The sequence below is a fragment of the Anaeromassilibacillus sp. An250 genome, from assembly GCF_002159845.1.
In the GTDB taxonomy this organism is placed as follows: Bacteria; Bacillota; Clostridia; order Oscillospirales; family Acutalibacteraceae; genus Anaeromassilibacillus; species Anaeromassilibacillus stercoravium.
Window position 1 is genome coordinate 34133 of sequence record NZ_NFJK01000005.1, and the last position, 17329, is coordinate 51461.

17 protein-coding genes and 2 riboswitches are annotated in these 17329 nt (G+C 54.3%); of the genes, 16 read left to right on the forward strand and 1 reads right to left on the reverse strand.

Annotation, left to right across the window (positions count from 1 at the left end):
- The first annotated feature begins 21 nt into the window (after window positions 1–21).
- The 13 genes from B5F54_RS05830 to B5F54_RS05890 all read left to right on the forward strand — a co-directional run bounded on the left by B5F54_RS05830 (window position 22) and on the right by B5F54_RS05890 (window position 13344).
- Window positions 22–924, forward strand: a complete 903-nt coding sequence (locus B5F54_RS05830) for an RluA family pseudouridine synthase (RefSeq protein WP_087231816.1) — start codon at window positions 22–24, stop codon at window positions 922–924.
- Between the two features lie 112 nt (window positions 925–1036).
- Window positions 1037–1822, forward strand: coding sequence for a basic amino acid ABC transporter substrate-binding protein (locus B5F54_RS05835; protein WP_087231819.1), 786 nt, complete (start codon window positions 1037–1039; stop codon window positions 1820–1822).
- A gap of 94 nt (window positions 1823–1916) precedes the next feature.
- Window positions 1917–2642, forward strand: coding sequence for an amino acid ABC transporter permease (locus tag B5F54_RS05840; protein WP_087231822.1), 726 nt, complete (start codon window positions 1917–1919; stop codon window positions 2640–2642).
- Window position 2643: 1 nt separating this feature from the next.
- Window positions 2644–3378, forward strand: a complete 735-nt coding sequence (locus tag B5F54_RS05845) for an amino acid ABC transporter ATP-binding protein (protein ID WP_087231824.1) — start codon at window positions 2644–2646, stop codon at window positions 3376–3378.
- A 41-nt stretch (window positions 3379–3419) separates the two neighbouring features.
- A complete protein-coding gene (locus B5F54_RS05850) occupies window positions 3420–4346 on the forward strand; it encodes a zinc dependent phospholipase C family protein (protein WP_087231827.1) in 927 nt (308 codons plus the stop codon).
- A 40-nt stretch (window positions 4347–4386) separates the two neighbouring features.
- Window positions 4387–4845: an S-ribosylhomocysteine lyase gene (locus B5F54_RS05855; protein WP_087231830.1), complete on the forward strand. Its 459-nt coding sequence runs from the start codon at window positions 4387–4389 to the stop codon at window positions 4843–4845.
- A gap of 188 nt (window positions 4846–5033) precedes the next feature.
- Window positions 5034–6362, forward strand: coding sequence for a CapA family protein (locus tag B5F54_RS05860; protein WP_172749598.1), 1329 nt, complete (start codon window positions 5034–5036; stop codon window positions 6360–6362).
- Window positions 6363–6402: 40 nt separating this feature from the next.
- Window positions 6403–6532: riboswitch (FMN riboswitch) on the forward strand.
- A gap of 80 nt (window positions 6533–6612) precedes the next feature.
- Window positions 6613–7182, forward strand: coding sequence for an ECF transporter S component (locus B5F54_RS05865; RefSeq protein WP_087231836.1), 570 nt, complete (start codon window positions 6613–6615; stop codon window positions 7180–7182).
- Between the two features lie 84 nt (window positions 7183–7266).
- Window positions 7267–7366: riboswitch (SAM riboswitch) on the forward strand.
- Between the two features lie 124 nt (window positions 7367–7490).
- Complete coding sequence (gene metK, locus B5F54_RS05870; protein ID WP_087231839.1) at window positions 7491–8675, forward strand: methionine adenosyltransferase; 1185 nt, start codon at window positions 7491–7493, stop codon at window positions 8673–8675.
- Between the two features lie 82 nt (window positions 8676–8757).
- Entirely contained in the window at window positions 8758–9096 is a 339-nt protein-coding gene (locus B5F54_RS05875; protein ID WP_087231842.1) for a hypothetical protein, read from the forward strand.
- 162 nt (window positions 9097–9258) lie between these two features.
- A complete protein-coding gene (recD2, locus tag B5F54_RS05880) occupies window positions 9259–11475 on the forward strand; it encodes an SF1B family DNA helicase RecD2 (RefSeq protein ID WP_087231845.1) in 2217 nt (738 codons plus the stop codon).
- A 13-nt stretch (window positions 11476–11488) separates the two neighbouring features.
- Window positions 11489–12178: a ComF family protein gene (locus tag B5F54_RS05885; RefSeq protein ID WP_087231849.1), complete on the forward strand. Its 690-nt coding sequence runs from the start codon at window positions 11489–11491 to the stop codon at window positions 12176–12178.
- A gap of 140 nt (window positions 12179–12318) precedes the next feature.
- The gene (locus tag B5F54_RS05890; protein ID WP_087231852.1) at window positions 12319–13344 is read left to right on the forward strand and encodes a rod shape-determining protein; all 1026 of its coding nucleotides are present in this window, start codon (window positions 12319–12321) and stop codon (window positions 13342–13344) included.
- Between the two features lie 231 nt (window positions 13345–13575).
- Here B5F54_RS05890 and murC read toward each other — a convergent pair whose 3' ends face one another.
- Window positions 13576–14958, reverse strand: a complete 1383-nt coding sequence (gene murC / locus B5F54_RS05895; protein WP_087231858.1) for a UDP-N-acetylmuramate--L-alanine ligase — start codon at window positions 14956–14958, stop codon at window positions 13576–13578.
- 278 nt (window positions 14959–15236) lie between these two features.
- Between murC and dpsA the strand changes: the two genes are divergently transcribed.
- From dpsA to B5F54_RS05910, 3 genes are all read left to right on the forward strand, one after another.
- The gene (gene dpsA / locus B5F54_RS05900) at window positions 15237–16097 is read left to right on the forward strand and encodes a dipicolinate synthase subunit DpsA (RefSeq protein ID WP_207738255.1); all 861 of its coding nucleotides are present in this window, start codon (window positions 15237–15239) and stop codon (window positions 16095–16097) included.
- Window positions 16098–16102: 5 nt separating this feature from the next.
- Window positions 16103–16675, forward strand: coding sequence for a dipicolinate synthase subunit B (locus B5F54_RS05905; RefSeq protein WP_087231861.1), 573 nt, complete (start codon window positions 16103–16105; stop codon window positions 16673–16675).
- Between the two features lie 171 nt (window positions 16676–16846).
- Window positions 16847–17224, forward strand: a complete 378-nt coding sequence (locus tag B5F54_RS05910; RefSeq protein WP_140400335.1) for a hypothetical protein — start codon at window positions 16847–16849, stop codon at window positions 17222–17224.
- The last annotated feature ends 105 nt before the right edge of the window (window positions 17225–17329 follow it).

The following is a 17329-nucleotide window of genomic DNA, read 5'->3' on the forward strand; positions in this document are numbered from 1 at the left end:
GTCTGCCCGCGGGGAGGTTCCATGAGAAAACTGACGTTCACAGTGCCGGAAGCATACGATGCTGCACAGTTAAAAGGGTTTTTGCGCCATTTTTGCGGGGTATCCGCCCGGCTTTTGACCGATCTCAAGAAGGAACCTCTGGGAATTACAGTCAATGGCGTCCATGCGACGGTACGAAAGGTTTTGCAGGCTGGCGACCAAGTACAGCTTGCGCTTCCCGCGGACGGTGCCTGTCCAGAACCGGTGGATCTTCCTTTGGCCCCACTCTATGAGGACCGGGATCTCTTGGCGGTTGACAAGCCAGCGGCGATGCCGGTGCATCCCTCTCCTGGGCACGACCGGGACAGCTTAGCGAACGCCGCCGCCGCATATTTTCAGAAAAAAGATGCATGCTGCGCCTTCCGGCCGGTCTACCGGCTGGATCGGGATACCACCGGCGTATTGGTTTTGGCGAAGAACACCTATGCAGCAGCGCGCTTGGCGCATGGGATCGAAAAAGTCTATTTGGCAGTATGCGAAGGTATCCTGACGGGAAGCGGGACGGAAAACGGCCCGATTGAGCGATTGCCGGGACATACGATCCAGCGCTGTGTTTCGGAAAACGGAATCCACGCGGTGACGCATTGGCGTGCTTTATGCTGCTCAAAGAGTCATACATTGGCGGCTTTCCGGCTGGAAACCGGTCGGACACATCAAATCCGCGTGCATATGTCCAACAGAGGGAACCCTTTAGCAGGGGACGATCTGTATGGCGGGAGCCGGCGGCTCATTGGCCGTCAGGCGTTGCATTGTGCGCAAGCCACATTCCAGCATCCTGTGACTGGGGAAAGAATGTGCATAATCGCGCCAGTTCCAGAGGATTTCTGTATACTTTTGGAGTCTTGCGGCTTGCAAGTTCCACAAAATTATTCGATTTTTATCTAGTAAGTTATTAAATCTTCTGAAATTTCGAAGACCGCATAAGTATGCTTGAAATATGAATATTTATGCGATAGAATGAGAGAAGATTTCAGTAACGAATTTGGGGGTACGATTTATGAAAACAGGGAAGAAGATTTTAGCATTCCTTCTGGCGGTGTCCATGATGGTTCCGATGTCTGCTTGCGGCAGCAAAGTCAAGACGCCGGAGGACATTCAAAATGCAGGAACGCTGCACATGGCAACCAACGCGGAGTTTGAGCCGTTTGAGTACAAGGATGGCGACGAGGTCGTTGGCATCGACATTGAGATTTCCCAAAAAATTGCCGATAAGCTGGGCGTAGAGCTGGAAGTCAGCGACATCGCATTTGACACATTGATCACAGCGTTGCAGTCCGGCAAAGCGGACATCGTTGCAGCGGGTATGACTGCGAGCGAGGACCGCAAAAAGAACGTGGATTTCTCCGATCCGTATTTCGACGCTTCCCAGGCGATCATTGTGACGAATGACAGTGACATCACTTCCCGTACCGATCTGAACGGTAAGACGGTCGGCGTCCAGCTGGGCACCACGGGCGACCAGTATTGCACCAACGAGGACGGAGAGAACGACATTTCTGTGGCAGAAGTGAAGCGTTACAGCAAGGGCATGGAGGCAGTTTCCGACCTGCTCGCTGGCCGTATTGACGCGGTTGTCATCGACGATTTCCCGGCTGAAAAGCTGGTGGAAAAGAACAGCGATAAGATCAAGAAGCTGGATGAGGCGCTCACGAGCGAAGAATATGCAATTGCCATGCCGAAGGGCAGCACGGAATTGCAGAAGCTGGTCAACGAAGTCCTTCAGGAGATGAAGGACAGCGGCGAGATGGATGAGATCGTCAGCAAGTACATCAGCGCTGAATAAATTTAGAAGAAACAAGAGACAGCAGAAGAGCGGCTGGACCCTTTGATAGGAGCAGCGGCTTTTCTGCCTGCTTCTGTTTTATGGGGAGGTCGTCATGCAGACACTTTTCGCATCGCTTCCGCTGTCCTTTTTCTCCGATCTGGGACAGCAGTTCTATGATGATTTTATTTTAAAAGACCGGTATATGTACATCGTACAGGGATTTGGCAACACGGTGGCAATCACGTTGGTGGCTGTCATCATCGGTATCATCCTGGGTACGTTGGTCGCCCTGGTGCGCATCACGCATCAGAATAACCCAAAGAAACTGCGCATCCTCAATAAAATTTGCGGTTTATACTTGACGGTTATCCGCGGCACCCCTGTGCTGGTGCAGTTGATGATTATGGTGTACTTCATCTTCGCCAGCGGGGAAACGCTTTTGGTGGCAATGCTGTCGTTCGGTATCAATTCCGGCGCCTATGTTGCCGAGGTCATTCGAAGCGGCATCCAGTCCGTGGACCGTGGCCAGATCGAGGCTGGGCGCTCCTTGGGTTTGAACGGCCGGACAACCATGAGTAAGATCGTTTTGCCGCAGGCATTTAAAAATGTCGCGCCTGCGGTCTTCAATGAGTTTATCGCCCTTTTGAAGGAGACTTCCGTCGCCGGTTATGTCGGCATTCAGGATCTGACCAAGGGCGGCGATATTATCCGCAGTATTACATACGATGCATTCCTGCCCCTGTTCCTGGTGGCGGCGGTTTATCTGGTGCTGGTCATCCTGTTGACTACGTGCCTGTCCAAGCTCGAAAGGAGGCTGCACCAGAGTGATAAACGTTAAAATGATAAGCGTTAAAAATTTGGAAAAGACGTTCCATACCCTGCGGGGCGACCTTCATGTGCTCAAGGGGATCAACCAGGAGATTCAAAAAGGGGAAAAGGTGGTGATCGTGGGGCCGTCCGGCTCCGGAAAGAGCACCTTTCTCCGCTGCCTGAACCTGCTGGAAATGCCCACCGGGGGCGAGGTGTGGTTTGAAGGGACGCAGATCAACGCTCCCGGCTGCGATGTAGACCAGCTCCGCCGCAAAATGGGCATGGTGTTCCAGCACTTCAATCTGTTTCCGCACCTGTCCGTGTTGAAAAACATCACGCTTGCACCTGTGACGCTCAAGATCAAGACGCAGAAAGAGGCGGACGATAAGGCGATGCAGCTTTTGAAGCGCATTGGTCTGGAGGATAAAGCAAACGCCTATCCCTCCCAGCTCTCTGGCGGCCAGCAGCAGCGCATTGCCATTGTGCGCGCACTTGCGATGGAGCCGGATGTGATGCTCTTTGACGAACCGACCAGCGCCTTGGACCCGGAGATGGTTGGAGAAGTGCTTCAGGTTATGAAAGAGCTTGCGCACGAAGGGATGACCATGGTGGTTGTCACGCACGAGATGAATTTTGCCCGCGAGGTGGCCACGCGTGTCCTCTTCATGGATGAGGGTCAGGTCTTGGAAGAGGCCAAGCCGGACGAGTTCTTCACGCATCCGAAGAATCCACGTCTGCAGGACTTTTTGTCCAAAGTCCTTTAAAAAGAAAATCGATTGTGCTACAATAGGAGACATCTTTTGGGATGTCTCCTATTTTTATGAATGGCGGGGACGGAAAGCGAGGGATGCATATGCCTGCGGCAATCACACATTACTACCACGCCTTGCGCGTACTGGAACTCTGGAAACAGGATTCCGTCAACCACAATGCGTTATTGTGGGGCGCACAGGGGCCGGATTTCCTTTTTTATCATAGGGTTTTGCCTTGGCAAAAAGGGGAGAGTCTCTCTGTTTACGGGGAACGATTGCACCAGGAAGAGGTCGTTCAGACCTTATCCGTTTTGCGCGGTTATGCGGAGTCCCACCCTTCGGAGGTCGTAAAAAGCTATATCGCGGGATTCCTCTGCCATTATGCGGCAGACCGGACCTGTCACCCGTTTGTGCGGGCGCATGCACACGGATTGTTACAGGTCCAACCGGAGCAAGATGAGCAGATTGCACACCACGAATTGGAGTCGGCGCTCGACGTGATCCTGCTGCGCTATGAGGCCGGGGCGCTTCCAATTGAGTTTTCCCTCAAAAAGACGCTTCCAAAGAATCCACAGGTGGAGGCGGAGATTGCCACACTCTATGCGTTTTTGCTGCATGTGCGGTTTGGCGTATCGAATGCGAAACCCCTGGTGGAGCAGGCAATCCGAGATGCGCACACAGCGTTGGGGTGGTTGAACGACCGCACCAGTTTGAAAAAATCGCTGGTGGAGCGTTGGGAAAAGAAGCATGGCGGGAAGCATCTTCTTTCGTGCCATATCCGCGGCGTGGGCGAAGGGGATGATTTCGATTACGCCAACGCGTTGCTGGGAACATGGCGCTGGCCGGAGAATGGAGAGCCCAAGAACGAAAGCTTTTTCGACGTATATGAACGGTCCATTCAGGATGCTTTGGAACTGATCAACGGATTTTTTGCAGGGATAGATCTGGATAAGCTCACGGGAGGCCGTTCCTTTGGCTGAGATCCAATCATCTGATTCAAACAAAAATGGAGGAAATCGTATGGATAAAATTGCAAGCTTTTGCATTGACCACGACAAATTGGTACCTGGCATTTACCTTTCCCGCATCGACGGGGACGTGAAGACGTATGACATCCGTATGCGCCGCCCCAATACGCCGCCCTATTTGGAAAACGCGGCGCTGCACACCCTGGAGCACCTGTTCGCGACCTTTGCGCGCAATTCGGAGTGGAAGGATCATGTGATCTACTTTGGGCCGATGGGCTGCCGGACGGGCTGCTATTTCCTGCTCAAGGACATGGAGGAGGCGGACGCGGTGCGCCTGATCCGCTCGATTTTCCGGCAGATTGCAGAGTATGAAGGGGAGATCCCCGGGGCGACGGCCAAAGAATGCGGCAACTACTTGGAGCACGATCTGGCAGGAGCGCGAAAAGAGGCGCAGGACTTCCTGCCCATCATCGAAGATTGGGACGAGCGGAACCTGGTTTACCCGGCATAACTGGTTCTGGAGATCCTTTCGATCAGCCGCTGTGGAGCCGATCCTTCACGGCGGCTGTTTCTGTCGGAATCCGTCATACGGTTTTCATGGCTTTCTTCCGCAGTTTGATGTATAATCCAAGTAGAGAATGGCGCGGCCGATGAAGTATATCGGCCGCCATGGACGGTATCAATACAGGAGAACCCGATATGAAAAAAGCAAAGTATTACCGGAAGAATCCCCGCCCATTACCGGTGCGCATGGGGACGGTCATTTTGCGGATGTCCACAGCGGGCTTAGCTGTTTTGCTGTGCGTTGCTGCTTTCCTTCTGCTGTCCACCACGGGGCGGATTCAGAATACAGAGCAGATCCCACAAGAGAGCGTTTCACAGCCAGCGGAGGAACCGTTCGAACCGTCACAGGAGCTGGAGCCGGAAACGCCGTCTACACCGCCTCCGGACAAGCCTTTGGAAAGCGAACCTTTGCCGGAGCCGGAGACCGCCTCGATCACAATCCTCGGGGTGGGCGACAACCTAATCCACGACGGCATTTACAAACAGGCCAACCGGCGCGCCGGCGGGACAGGCTATGACTTTTCCCCGGTATATGAGCGGGTTGCCCCCTATATCCAACAGGCGGACGTCGCGGTCATCAACCAAGAGACGCCGCTGGCGGGCGATATCCTGCCCTTATCCGGATACCCGCGGTTCAATTCGCCGGCGGAATTGGGGGACGAGCTGGTGAAGATCGGTTTTGATGTCATCAACCATGCGAACAATCATATACTGGATCAGGGCGAACAGGGGCTGCGCGCCACGTTGGACACTTGGGACAAAAAGAATGCCGCCGTGGTGGGGGCGTACCGAAGCGATGCGGACTTGGAAAACATCCGCATCATAGAGAAAAACGGCATCAAGACAGCGCACATCGGTGTGACGGAGATGACCAACGGCCTGTCTCTGCCGAAGGATTCCCCCTATCACATCCTCTTGACCAAGGAGACGGACCTTCTGAAGCGGTTGGTCCAGAAGGCGAAATCCATGGCGGACGTTGTAGTGGTGTCCGTCCACTGGGGGACAGAGTATACCCATACCCCCACCCAGAAGCAGCAGGAGCTGGCCCAAAATCTGGTGGATTGGGGCGCGGATATTATTTTCGGAAACCATGCGCATACCTTACAGCCGGTGGCTATGTTGGAACGCGCTTCGGATGGCGCGCAATGTCCGGTGGTCTATGCCCTGGGAAATTTTGTCTCGGCGCAGGATCGCGCGATGAGCATGGTGGGCGGGATGCTCCAGGTGACCGTGGAGAAAGAGCTGCAAAGCGGGAAGATATCCATAACGGACGTCCGTTTCGAACCGATTGTCACCCATTACGGCGACTATTTCCGGGATATAACGATCTATCCGCTCGAACAATATTCGGAGGCATTGGCGCAACAGCACGGCGTGCGCCAATACGATTCTCCCTTTAGCTTATCTTACATACAAAACATGGTGGAGCAAGTAATTCCGGAAAAATATCGTTCTAAGGATTGACAGACGCATGGAAGAGCGTTATAATATTAACAAATTTAAGAGCTGTCTTCGGGGCGGGGTGCAATTCCCCACCGGCGGTAATGCGGCGTTAGCCGACAAGCCCGCGAGCGAAAGCTGATTTTGGTGAGATCCCAAAGCCGACGGTATAGTCCGGATGGAAGAAGAACCGCGCGTTATGCGTATTTAGGCCCCGTGGCGTTATTGCCGCGGGGCTTTTTTCGTAGACAGCCCACAAAAAGGAGAGGTATCTATGAAAACAAACACCAAAGACAATGTGATCCGCATGGCGCAAATGGGAATGCTCGCCGCAATTGCAATCGTTCTTGTAACGGTCACCCAATTCCCGATTATCCCTGCCGCACCGTTCATGAAGTACGACATGGCGGATGTGCCGATCCTATTGGGGACGCTGTTGTTTGGAACCGTACCGGGACTGGTGATCCTGCTGGTGGTTTCCCTGATCCAGGCGTTCCTTTTAGGTGGTGATGGCTGGATTGGGCTGGTGATGCACGTCGTCGCGTCCGGTGCGCTGGTGGTCCTGGTGGGGCAGTTCAGCGGATGGCACCACAAATTCCGCGATACGGTCGTCGGTATGGTGCTGGGGACTTTGGCGATGACCGCGTTGATGATCCCGCTGAATCTGGTATTGACCAGCTATTTCCAGGGCGTGCCGATGCAGGCGGTCGTGGATATGATCATCCCAGTCATTATCCCGTTTAATCTCATCAAGGCGTCGGCCAACTGTGTGATTACAGCGATTGTCTTCAAGGCATTGCAGCCGTTTGTCCGCCGTCATAAGGATCTTGTTGGCCAGTCCTAAGACACATTTTGTAGGAATTTTTCTTATTTTGTCCCTTTACAGGGATACCAATCCGTGCTATAATACATCTGCTAACAGAATATGTCCTTATCAAGAGTGACGGAGGGAACAGGCCCTGTGATGTCCGGCAACCTGCTTTTAAAAGCAAGGTGCTAATTCCTGCGGGTAAACCGAAAGATGAGGTTGCTTTATAGGCCGCTCGGTTTTCCGGGCGGCTTTTTTATGACCTGGAATCTTGAATCAGGAGGCAATCGCTTCCAAGGACATGGACAAGACTGGCAATTTTCAAACAGGAGGACAAACACAACATGGCAAAGTATTTTTTCACTTCCGAATCGGTGACCGAGGGGCATCCCGATAAACTCTGCGACCAGATTTCCGACGCGGTATTGGATGCGATTTTGGAGCAGGACCCCCATGCGCATGTCGCCTGCGAGGTGGCGGCGACAACCGGGATGCTGCACATCATGGGTGAGATTTCCACGGAATGCTACGTGGATATTGCGTCGATCGCCCGCAATGTGGCCATCGACGTCGGTTATAGCAACAACAAATATGGATTTGACGGCAATACCTGCGGCGTTATCACATCGATCGATATGCAGTCGCCCGACATCGCCATGGGCGTCAATAAATCCTATGAGGCGCAGAACGGCGCGACCGACGCCCTCGACAGCGTCGGCGCGGGCGACCAGGGGATGATGTTTGGCTTTGCCTGCGACGAAACACCGGAGCTCATGCCCCTGGCGATCTCCCTGGCGCACAAGGTGTCCAAAAAGCTGAGCGACGTGCGCAAGAGCCGCGAGCTGCCCTATCTGCGTCCGGACGGGAAGACGCAGATTACTGTGGAGTACGAAGACGGCGTCCCGGTGCGCGTGGATACGGTCGTGCTGTCCACGCAGCACAGCCCGGATGTCACGTTGGAACAGATTCGCGCCGACGTGGTGGAACATGTGATCAAAGCGGCGATCCCGGCCAAGTGGCTGGATGAGAACACCAAATTTTATGTCAACCCGACTGGCCGCTTTGTTGTGGGTGGCCCGGCGGGGGATACCGGCTTGACGGGGCGTAAGATCATTGTGGATTCCTATGGCGGGTATGGCCGTCACGGGGGCGGCGCCTTCTCCGGAAAGGACCCGACCAAAGTGGACCGTTCCGGGGCTTATGCGGCACGCTATGTGGCGAAGAACATTGTAGCGGCGGGCTTGGCAAAGAAATGTGAGGTGCAGCTTGCTTACGCCATCGGTGTAGCGCGGCCCATCTCGGTTGCGGTGGATACCTTCGGGACGTCCGATTATACCAGCGAACAGCTGGAAAACGCCGTGCGCAAGGTGTTTGACCTGCGCCCGGCCGCGATCATCCAGAATTTCGACCTCTGCCGCCCGATTTACCGCCAGATCTCCAACTATGGCCATATGGGCCGCGAAGATCTGAACCTGCCGTGGGAACAGCGGGACAGGGTAGAAGCGCTCAAGGCGGCGCTCAACGCCTAATAGTACGATCTTGATGGTACGATTTTGAAAAAATATGCGCGGAAATCACCTTGTCACATAAACTGTGATGAGGTGATTTTTTATGTGGGGAATTCTATTTAAGACCATTCTGATTTTTTTAGCGATTATTGGGCTGACAGAGGTATTCCGGCTTTTGGCCTTCCATTTTTTGCGCACCCGCCATCGGGGGAAGCTCTTTTGGGTGCTCTCCTTCCAAGGGCACGACGGCGAAGCGGAGCTCGCACTGAAGAACGCCTTGGAGCATTTGCGCTGGTTGGACAGCACGCAGGAGAAGCTGGTGCTCTGCGTCGACCGAGGAATGGACGAAGAAACGCGGGAGGTCTGCCGTGTTGTCAGCCGTGAAAACCTGGATGTGCGCATTTGTACGCCGGAGGAAGTCGCGGAAATCCTGGAACAATAGTTTACAAATACATACAAAATCGTCTATACTAAAATCATGCCTTATACCGGCCGAACGGACAAACGGCCGGTATAAGCCCTGTTGGAATTGGAATTTTGTCGGATGACGGCTGCCAAGCGATGCAATTGGAACGCAAAAACCCGACATATGGGAGGAACCAACATGTATGAAGAGACCCTTCTGGAGATGACCGGCTCGGTGGAGCGGATTGTCTTTCGGAATGAAAAAAACGGATATACGGTATTGGAGCTCAACAATGGCCAGGAGTTGGTCACCGTGGTGGGGACCATCCCCTGGGTGAGCGCTGGGGAGGAGCTCCGAGTGATCGGCAACTGGAGCAGCCATCCGAATTTTGGCACGCAGTTCAAGGTGGAGGCGTTTGAGCGCTCCAAGCCGGCCACTGCAGTGGCAATGCTGAAATACCTGTCCTCTGGAGCGATCAAGGGAATTGGAGCTGCCACCGCCGCCCGGATTGTGGATACCTTTGGGGACAACACCCTGCACATTTTGGAAGAAGAACCGGAGCGCCTGAGCAGCATCAAGGGGATTACACGCGACAAGGCGCGGAAGATTGGGGAGGAGTTCCAGCGCGTGCACGGCATCCGGGAGATGATGCTCAGTTTGGGGCAATACGGCATTTCCCCGGAGGAAGCGGTGCGCATCTGGAAACAGTTCGGCCCGCAGGCCGTGGAGCGGGTCCAGGAGAATCCCTATTGCCTATGTGACGACGGACTGAACATCGGGTTTAGCCGAGCGGACGACATCGCCGCCTCTTTGGAGCGCCCGCAGGACGACATCTGCCGCCTCCGCGCCGGGCTGGTGTATGTTTTGAAGCACAACATCGGGAATGGGCATACCTGTCTGCCGGTGGAAAAGCTTCTGGCTGCGACGGCCGGAATGCTGGGTGTCGATGTGGCGCTTACCCAGGAGGCGCTGGAACAGCTCAAGCAGGACGGTTCCGTCATCTCCCAGCTCTTTCACGGCAGGGAATTTATCTTTACCCCAAAGCTGCATCGCTCCGAAGTTTACGCGGCAGCGCGCATCGGGATGCTGCTGCGTTATCCGGCACAGTCGATCGTCGGGATCGACCATTACATTGCGGTGATGGAGCAGGAGCTCTCGATCCACTATGCGGAGATGCAAAAGCAGGCCATCCGCAAGGCGCTGTCCCAGGGCATGTTGATTTTGACCGGCGGCCCCGGCACCGGAAAGACCACCACGCTCAACGCAATCATCAAGATTTTGGAGCGCAAGGGGGAAAAGGTGCTTTTGGCAGCGCCGACGGGCCGCGCGGCGAAACGGATGTCCGACCTGACCGGCAAAGAGGCCAAGACCATCCACCGCTTGTTGCAGGTGGAATGGGATGAGAACGACCAGCCCACCTTTGCTAAGAACGAAAAGAACAATCTGGACTGCGACGCACTGGTGATCGACGAGCTTTCCATGGTGGACGTCACCATTTTTGAGGCAGTGCTGCGGGCGCTTCCGCTCGGCTGCCGCTTGATCCTGGTGGGCGACAGCGACCAGCTTCCCAGTGTCGGGCCCGGCAATGTGCTGGGCGATCTGATTGCCTCGGAGATGCTTCCGGTGGTGCGTTTGAACGAGATTTTCCGGCAGTCCATGCAGAGCTTGATTGTCACAAATGCCCACCGGATCGTGGCGGGGGAGATGCCCGACCTCTCCGTGCGGACAAGCGATTTCTTCTTTTTGCCCAGCAGCAATGCCGCAGATGTGGCGGAGACCATCGTCGGCCTCTGCGCCAAGCGCCTGCCCGCCAGCTATGGATATTCCCCCATGGCGGACATTCAGGTCCTTTGTCCCGGTAGGAAGGGCGATTTGGGGACCAATGAGCTGAATAAGCGCCTACAGGCTGCTCTGAACCCACCGGACCGCAAAAAGAATGAGATTACGGTCAATGGGGTGTTGTTTCGCGAAGGCGACAAGGTGATGCAGGTCAAAAACGACTACAACCTCCCTTGGAACAAATCGGACGGCACCACCGGCGAAGGCGTGTTCAACGGGGACATGGGCGTGTTGTGCGGGGTGGACCGCCGCGCTTCTGTCCTGACGGTGCTGATGGACGACGACCGCCTCGTCCTGTACGAATTGGATGCCGCCTCCGAGTTGGAATTGGCCTATGCTATGACGGTCCATAAAAGCCAAGGAAATGAGTTCACTGCGGTGGTGATGCCCATGTTTCCCGGGCCGCCGCAGTTGTGCTATCGCAATCTCCTTTATACGGCCATCACGCGCGCAAAAACGCTGCTGGTGATGGTGGGGATGCGGCGCACCGTGCAGGCAATGGTGGAAAACGCCCGCAAGACCCGGCGTTACTCCGGCCTTTTGTATTTTTTGACAGGTGCCGGTCAGGAGGAATAGAAGGGAAGGAACCATGGGCTTAAAGGCTGTTTTTCAAACATTGGGGGACATGCTGTTCCCTCCGCGATGCCTATTTTGCGACGAATTAATCTATCCAGGGTGGGAGATCTGTGAAGCGTGTGAAAACGAGATCGCGGCTTCTCCCGCGATTCGCCGCATGAAACCGGGCGTAAGCGGGGAGACTGTATGGTGTTTGACGCCCTTCCGCTATGAAGGCCCGGTCAAAGAATCGCTCATGCGGTTCAAGTTCCAGGGGCACCGGGAATACGCGCCCTATTATGGCCGGAAAGTTGCCGAAGGGCTTCGGGAGCAATGGAGGGAGGAAGCTTTTACGGTTGCAACAGCGGTCCCTCTTTCGAAACGACGCCTGCGCGAGCGTGGATACAACCAGGCGGAGCTGATTGCGCGGGAGGCTGCAAAATGGCTGGGACTGCCCTATGTAGAAACGCTCCGAAAGGCGAAGGAAAACCAGGTGCAGCACGAACTCTCCGGCGAAGAACGCCTGCGAAATGTGCAGGGCGTATACCGGGCTTGCAACAGGATACGGCTGGCGGGAGAGTCCATCCTGCTCATCGATGATATCGTCACGACGGGCGCAACGCTCTGCGAATGTGCGCGTATCTTGTTGCGGGAAGGGGCGGCGCGTGTGGTCTGTGCGGCGGTGGCGGATGTTCACTGGGATGAAACACAGAACAGCGGTTGAAAAGCTTCCGTGGATGTAATATAATGAAATGTATTCTCAAATTGGGAAAATACTTTCTTTTGTGGCAATTTCAAAGCGTCACGCAGTGCGCCGCACTTTGAAATTGCCGCAAAATGGATTTTGAATGGAAGTGATTGTGCATGCTCGGAACCGATATTGCGATTGATTTGGGCACGTCCACGGTAAAAATTTACTTGGACGGGAAGGGCGTTATTTTAAAAGAACCAGCTGTGGTAGCGTACAATGTGGAGACGGAGGAAGTCGTCGCCATCGGCAGTGAGGCGTATGCGATGGTCGGGCGGACTTCGGACCGCATCGATGTGGTGCAGCCGCTCTGCAACGGCGTGATTTCCGATTTTGATTTGGCGCAGTATCTGATTAGCCATTATATGAAACAGATCAGCAGCAGCAAGGTCTTTATGCCGCGTGTGGTGGTCAGCGTCCCCTGTTTGATCACCGAGGTGGAAAAGCGCGCGGTGGTAAACGCCATCAGTTCCGCCGGCGTGCGAAAAATCTGCCTGATTGAAGAGCCGGTTGCGGCGGCTATGGGTGCCGGCGTCAAGATCGACGAGCCGCACGGGACTTTGATTGTGGACATCGGCGGCGGCACGACCGACATGGGTGTGCTGTCTTTGAGCGGCATTGCCATTTCGCGCTCAATCAAGACAGCGGGCAATGCATTTGACGAAGCGATCATCAAATATGTTCGCCGGAAATACAATCTCATCATCGGAAAACGCATGGCAGAAGAGGCCAAGATCGCCATCGGCTGCGTGTATCCACGCAAGGAGATGGTAAAGCACCGGGTCAAGGGTCGTAACGCGATGACCGGCCTGCCGCAGTGGGCGGACATTTCGTGCGACGAGATGTTGGAAGCTTTGATCGAGCCTGCGATGCAGATCATCTATACCGTACAGGAGATGCTGGAAAAGACGCCTCCGGAGCTGATGGGGGATGTGTATTCGGATGGGATCATCCTGACCGGCGGATCGTCGCAGCTGTTTGGGTTCGACAAGTTGATTTCCAAGAAGACAAAAATGCCGGTCCGTATCGCTGAGGAGCCGGATATGTGTGTAGCGCGCGGCGCAGGGCTTGCAATCAAATACATTGAGGACATTGAGAGCAAGGCTTACGGGGTGCTCAATCCATTGAGTGCCGCTTATTAAAGGCACGTTTTGCACGGATTTTCAAAGGCATTCAGCCATTTTTCGGAGCTACTTTTGAAGGAATCCAATCAAAACAGATAAAAAAACAGGCGGGTGGTTTCCTTATTGGGGAACCACCCGCCTAAATTTTTTAACGAACAGGAAACGATAGGATTTAAAAGAGGTTATGGGCTTTTCTCATTTTAAAATACGAAAGAGCCGTTATATTGTTTTTACAAAATCAATACAAACTCACTTGTTCTGTGCTTGATATGTTTCTACGATCATATTCGCACATTTGTATACGTCGCCGCCGCCGAGGGTCAAGATCAAGTCGCCCTCCTGCGCCTTTGCCATCACATAGTCGCGTATCTCCTCAAACGTTGGGAACCACACACAGCCCGGGATCTTTTCCGCCAGATCTTTGGCGTAGATGTTGTAGGTGTTGACCTCCCGTACGGGAAGGATCTCGGAGAGAACCGCGTGGTCCGGGATGGACAGCGCCTTGGCAAAATCGTTCAACAGCATATAGGTGCGCGAGAAGGTGTGCGGCTGAAAGACCGCCCAGACCTCACGGAAGCCCATATGCATGGCAGCGTTCAAGGTAGCGGTCAGCTCGGTGGGGTGATGGGCAAAGTCATCGGCCACGGTCACGCCGTTGAAGGTGCCGAGGATCTCAAAGCGGCGGTGCACGCCGGTAAACTGGTGGAGGCTTTCTGCGATGGTCTGTGCGTCCACCCCCATGTAGTCCGCGACGGCAACCGCAGCGAGCGCGTTGTAGATGTTGTGTTTCCCCGGAATGCGTAAGCTGACCTCGCAGAGCGGGGCGCCGTCTTTCAGGACGGTGAAGCGCTCACAAGCGCGCTTGGTGTCGGCAATATCCACCGCACGATACCGGTTTCCCTCGTCAAAGCCGAAGGTCAGAAGTTTTTCCGAAGGAATTCCTTCGACCGCCTTGCGGGTGTTGGCGTCGTCGCCGTTGATAATCAGCAGGCGGGAAGTCTGAAGGGCGAACTGGTGGAAGGAGCGGATGATATTCTCCAACGTCTTGAAGTAGTCGAGATGGTCGGCGTCGATGTTCAAAATAACGGACAGCGCCGGTTCCAAATGCAGGAAGGTGTCCACATATTCGCAGGCCTCGCAGACGATGGTCTCCGACCGGCCGACACGGCCGTTTCCGCCGATAAAGGGGAGTTTTCCGCCGATTACTGCGGACGGGTCGGCGCCGGCGTTGACGAGGATCTGCGTGATGAGCGCCGTAGTAGTCGTTTTGCCGTGCGTGCCGGAGACCGCCACGGAGTTTGGATACCGGCGGGTTACCATGCCGAGCATGACGGAGCGCTCGACCGTCGGGACGCCCTTTTCGCGCGCGGCCACAAGCTCCGGGTTATCTTGCTTGACGGCAGCGGTGTAGACCACCAGCTCTGCATCGCCGATGTTTTCCGCGCGATGGCCCATTGAAACGGGGATTCCATAGGAGCGGATGCGCTGTAGGGTGTCGGATTCGCTGGTGTCGGAGCCGGTGAGCTGATAGCCCTTGTGGTGTAAAATCTCCGCGAGAGGGCACATGCCGGAACCTCCGATCCCCACAAAGTGAACTTTTTTAACCTTTGACAAAATATCGTTGCTGTCCATTCTATATGATCTCCTTAGCAGATGTTGAAAGAGGTAGTGCTTGATAAAAGCAGTGCGGTCTACCGTTGGCAGACTTAACTAATTTATTATATTGCAAAATCCCAAAAGAATAAACCGTTTCTTGAAAAATTGATCGGAAAAAATTCGCCGGGGCTTTGGAAGGGATTTTATTCAGGATAATCACACAGTGAAAAAATCCCCATACTATAGGTTACAGCCATATTTCCCTGGAAAGGGCAACAGGAGGGCTGGTTTAGTTCATGCAGGAGGTTTGAAATATGATTGATTATAACAGTTTTGGCGTAGTCGGCGGCGACCGGCGGCAAATCGCTTTGGCTGAGTCCATCGCCTCGGATGGATATACCGTATATGCGTTCGGTTTTGACACCATAAATTTTCAGAAAGGCGTTATCAAGGCTGAATTGGACGAGATCGCTGCCAAATGTGAAAACATTATCCTGCCTTTGCCTGTGACGGCGGATGGAAAATACTTAAACACCCACTACAGTGAAAAAAAGACCCCGCTGGACGATACCTTTGCAGAGTACATGCGAAACAAGACGGTCTTCGGCGGCATGATGGGAAAGCTGTTCCTCACCAGTGAATTGTGGGACGGCATCGATACCTACGATTATTACACCCGTGAGGACTTTGCGGTCAAAAATACGGTTCCTACCGCGGAAGGCGCGCTAGAAATCGCCATGCGGGAATATGCGGGAACGATCAATGGAAGCAACTGCCTCGTGGCCGGGTATGGCCGCATCGGGAAGGTATTGGCCTGGATGCTGCGCGGCATTGGTGCAAAGGTCACCGTGAGCGCCCGCAGAACGAGCGACCTCGCGTGGGTCGAGCTGTTCGGTTACCAGGCGGTCAAGACGGACGATATTTGCGACCGGGACCAATACGATTTGATCTTTAATACAATCCCTGCGCTTGTCTTTAATAGGCGGATGCTCTCCAAAGCGCGGGAAGGGACGATCTTGATTGATTTGGCCAGCGCGCCCGGCGGAGTCGATTACGAAGCGGCGGAAAAACTTGGCATCCGTGTTATCAAGGCGTTGTCCCTGCCCGGGCGGGTTGCACCAAAGGCGGCTGGGGAGATCATCAAAAACACCATCTACAACATCATGGAGGAGTGAGGACTTTGAACGATTTGACGTTTGGCTATGCACTGTGCGGCTCGTTCTGTACATTTTCCAAATCCCTAAAACAAATGCGCGCTTTGGCAGAGCAGGGATACCAGCTGTTACCGGTCATGTCCTATAACGCGGCAAAGACGGACACACGATTCGGCAAAGCATCCGATTTTTTACAGGAGCTGCGGGAGATTTCCGGCCGGGACGTGATCCAGACCATCGTAGGGGCGGAACCGATCGGTCCCAAAAAAATGGTGGACCTGATGATTGTAGCCCCGTGTACAGGGAATACGCTGGCGAAGCTCGCAAACGGCATTACGGATACGCCGGTCACAATGGCGGTCAAATCGAATTTGCGCATTGGCCGTCCGGTGCTATTGGCGCTCGCTACAAACGACGCGTTGGCGGCTTCCGCACAGAACATCGGAAAGCTTCTCAACACGAAGAACGTCTATTTTGTTCCCTTTGCGCAGGACGATCCGGAGAAAAAACCGTACTCACTGGTGGCAGATTTTGAAAAGCTGCTTCCGGCGGCACTGGCGGCCTTAGAGGGGCGGCAGCTCCAACCAATTTTGGGTTAGAGCGGATAAAAAGATTGCCATAGCGCCCGTTCGTGTGCTATGATGGTACAGGAAAAGAGAGGAAGTGAAACGATGCGGTATTGTCCCAGGTGTCAGGTGTTGATCAAAGAAGGATATCGCTGTCCCGCCTGTAATAGCAACAAGTTGCGGGAACCCCAGGAGGGCGATCCGGTGATGTTGTTGACCGCTACGGAGGAAAAGTGCCGTAGAATCGGCGCAGCATTGGATGACAGCAAGATTCCGCACGAAGAGCGTGTCTGTGGTACGGAGGGAGTTGCGTCTGCCTATGCGGGGGACGGGGGAAAGTGCAACAAAAATGTGTATGTCCCGTATAACCGTATACAGGAGGCTGTCGACCTCATGCATAGTATCGGCGTAACCGGCCGGGAAGAGACAGACGGGGAATCGGATGAAGCTGCTGAAATGAGCCCGCGCAAACGGTTTATTGTGCGCGCGATTTCAGTGGTGCTTTTTATTTTGTTGATCTGGGCCGTAGTCACCGTGACGGATATAGCCGCGGGATGGGTGAAATCCCTGCTGTATCCCTGATAAACTGTGTTTGAAACCATGTTTTTGAAACCGGCGCCGGTAAAGTTTCTACGGCTGGCCGGCGCCTGGTTCCAAAGACGGCGGTCTGTATAAATTTTAGATGTG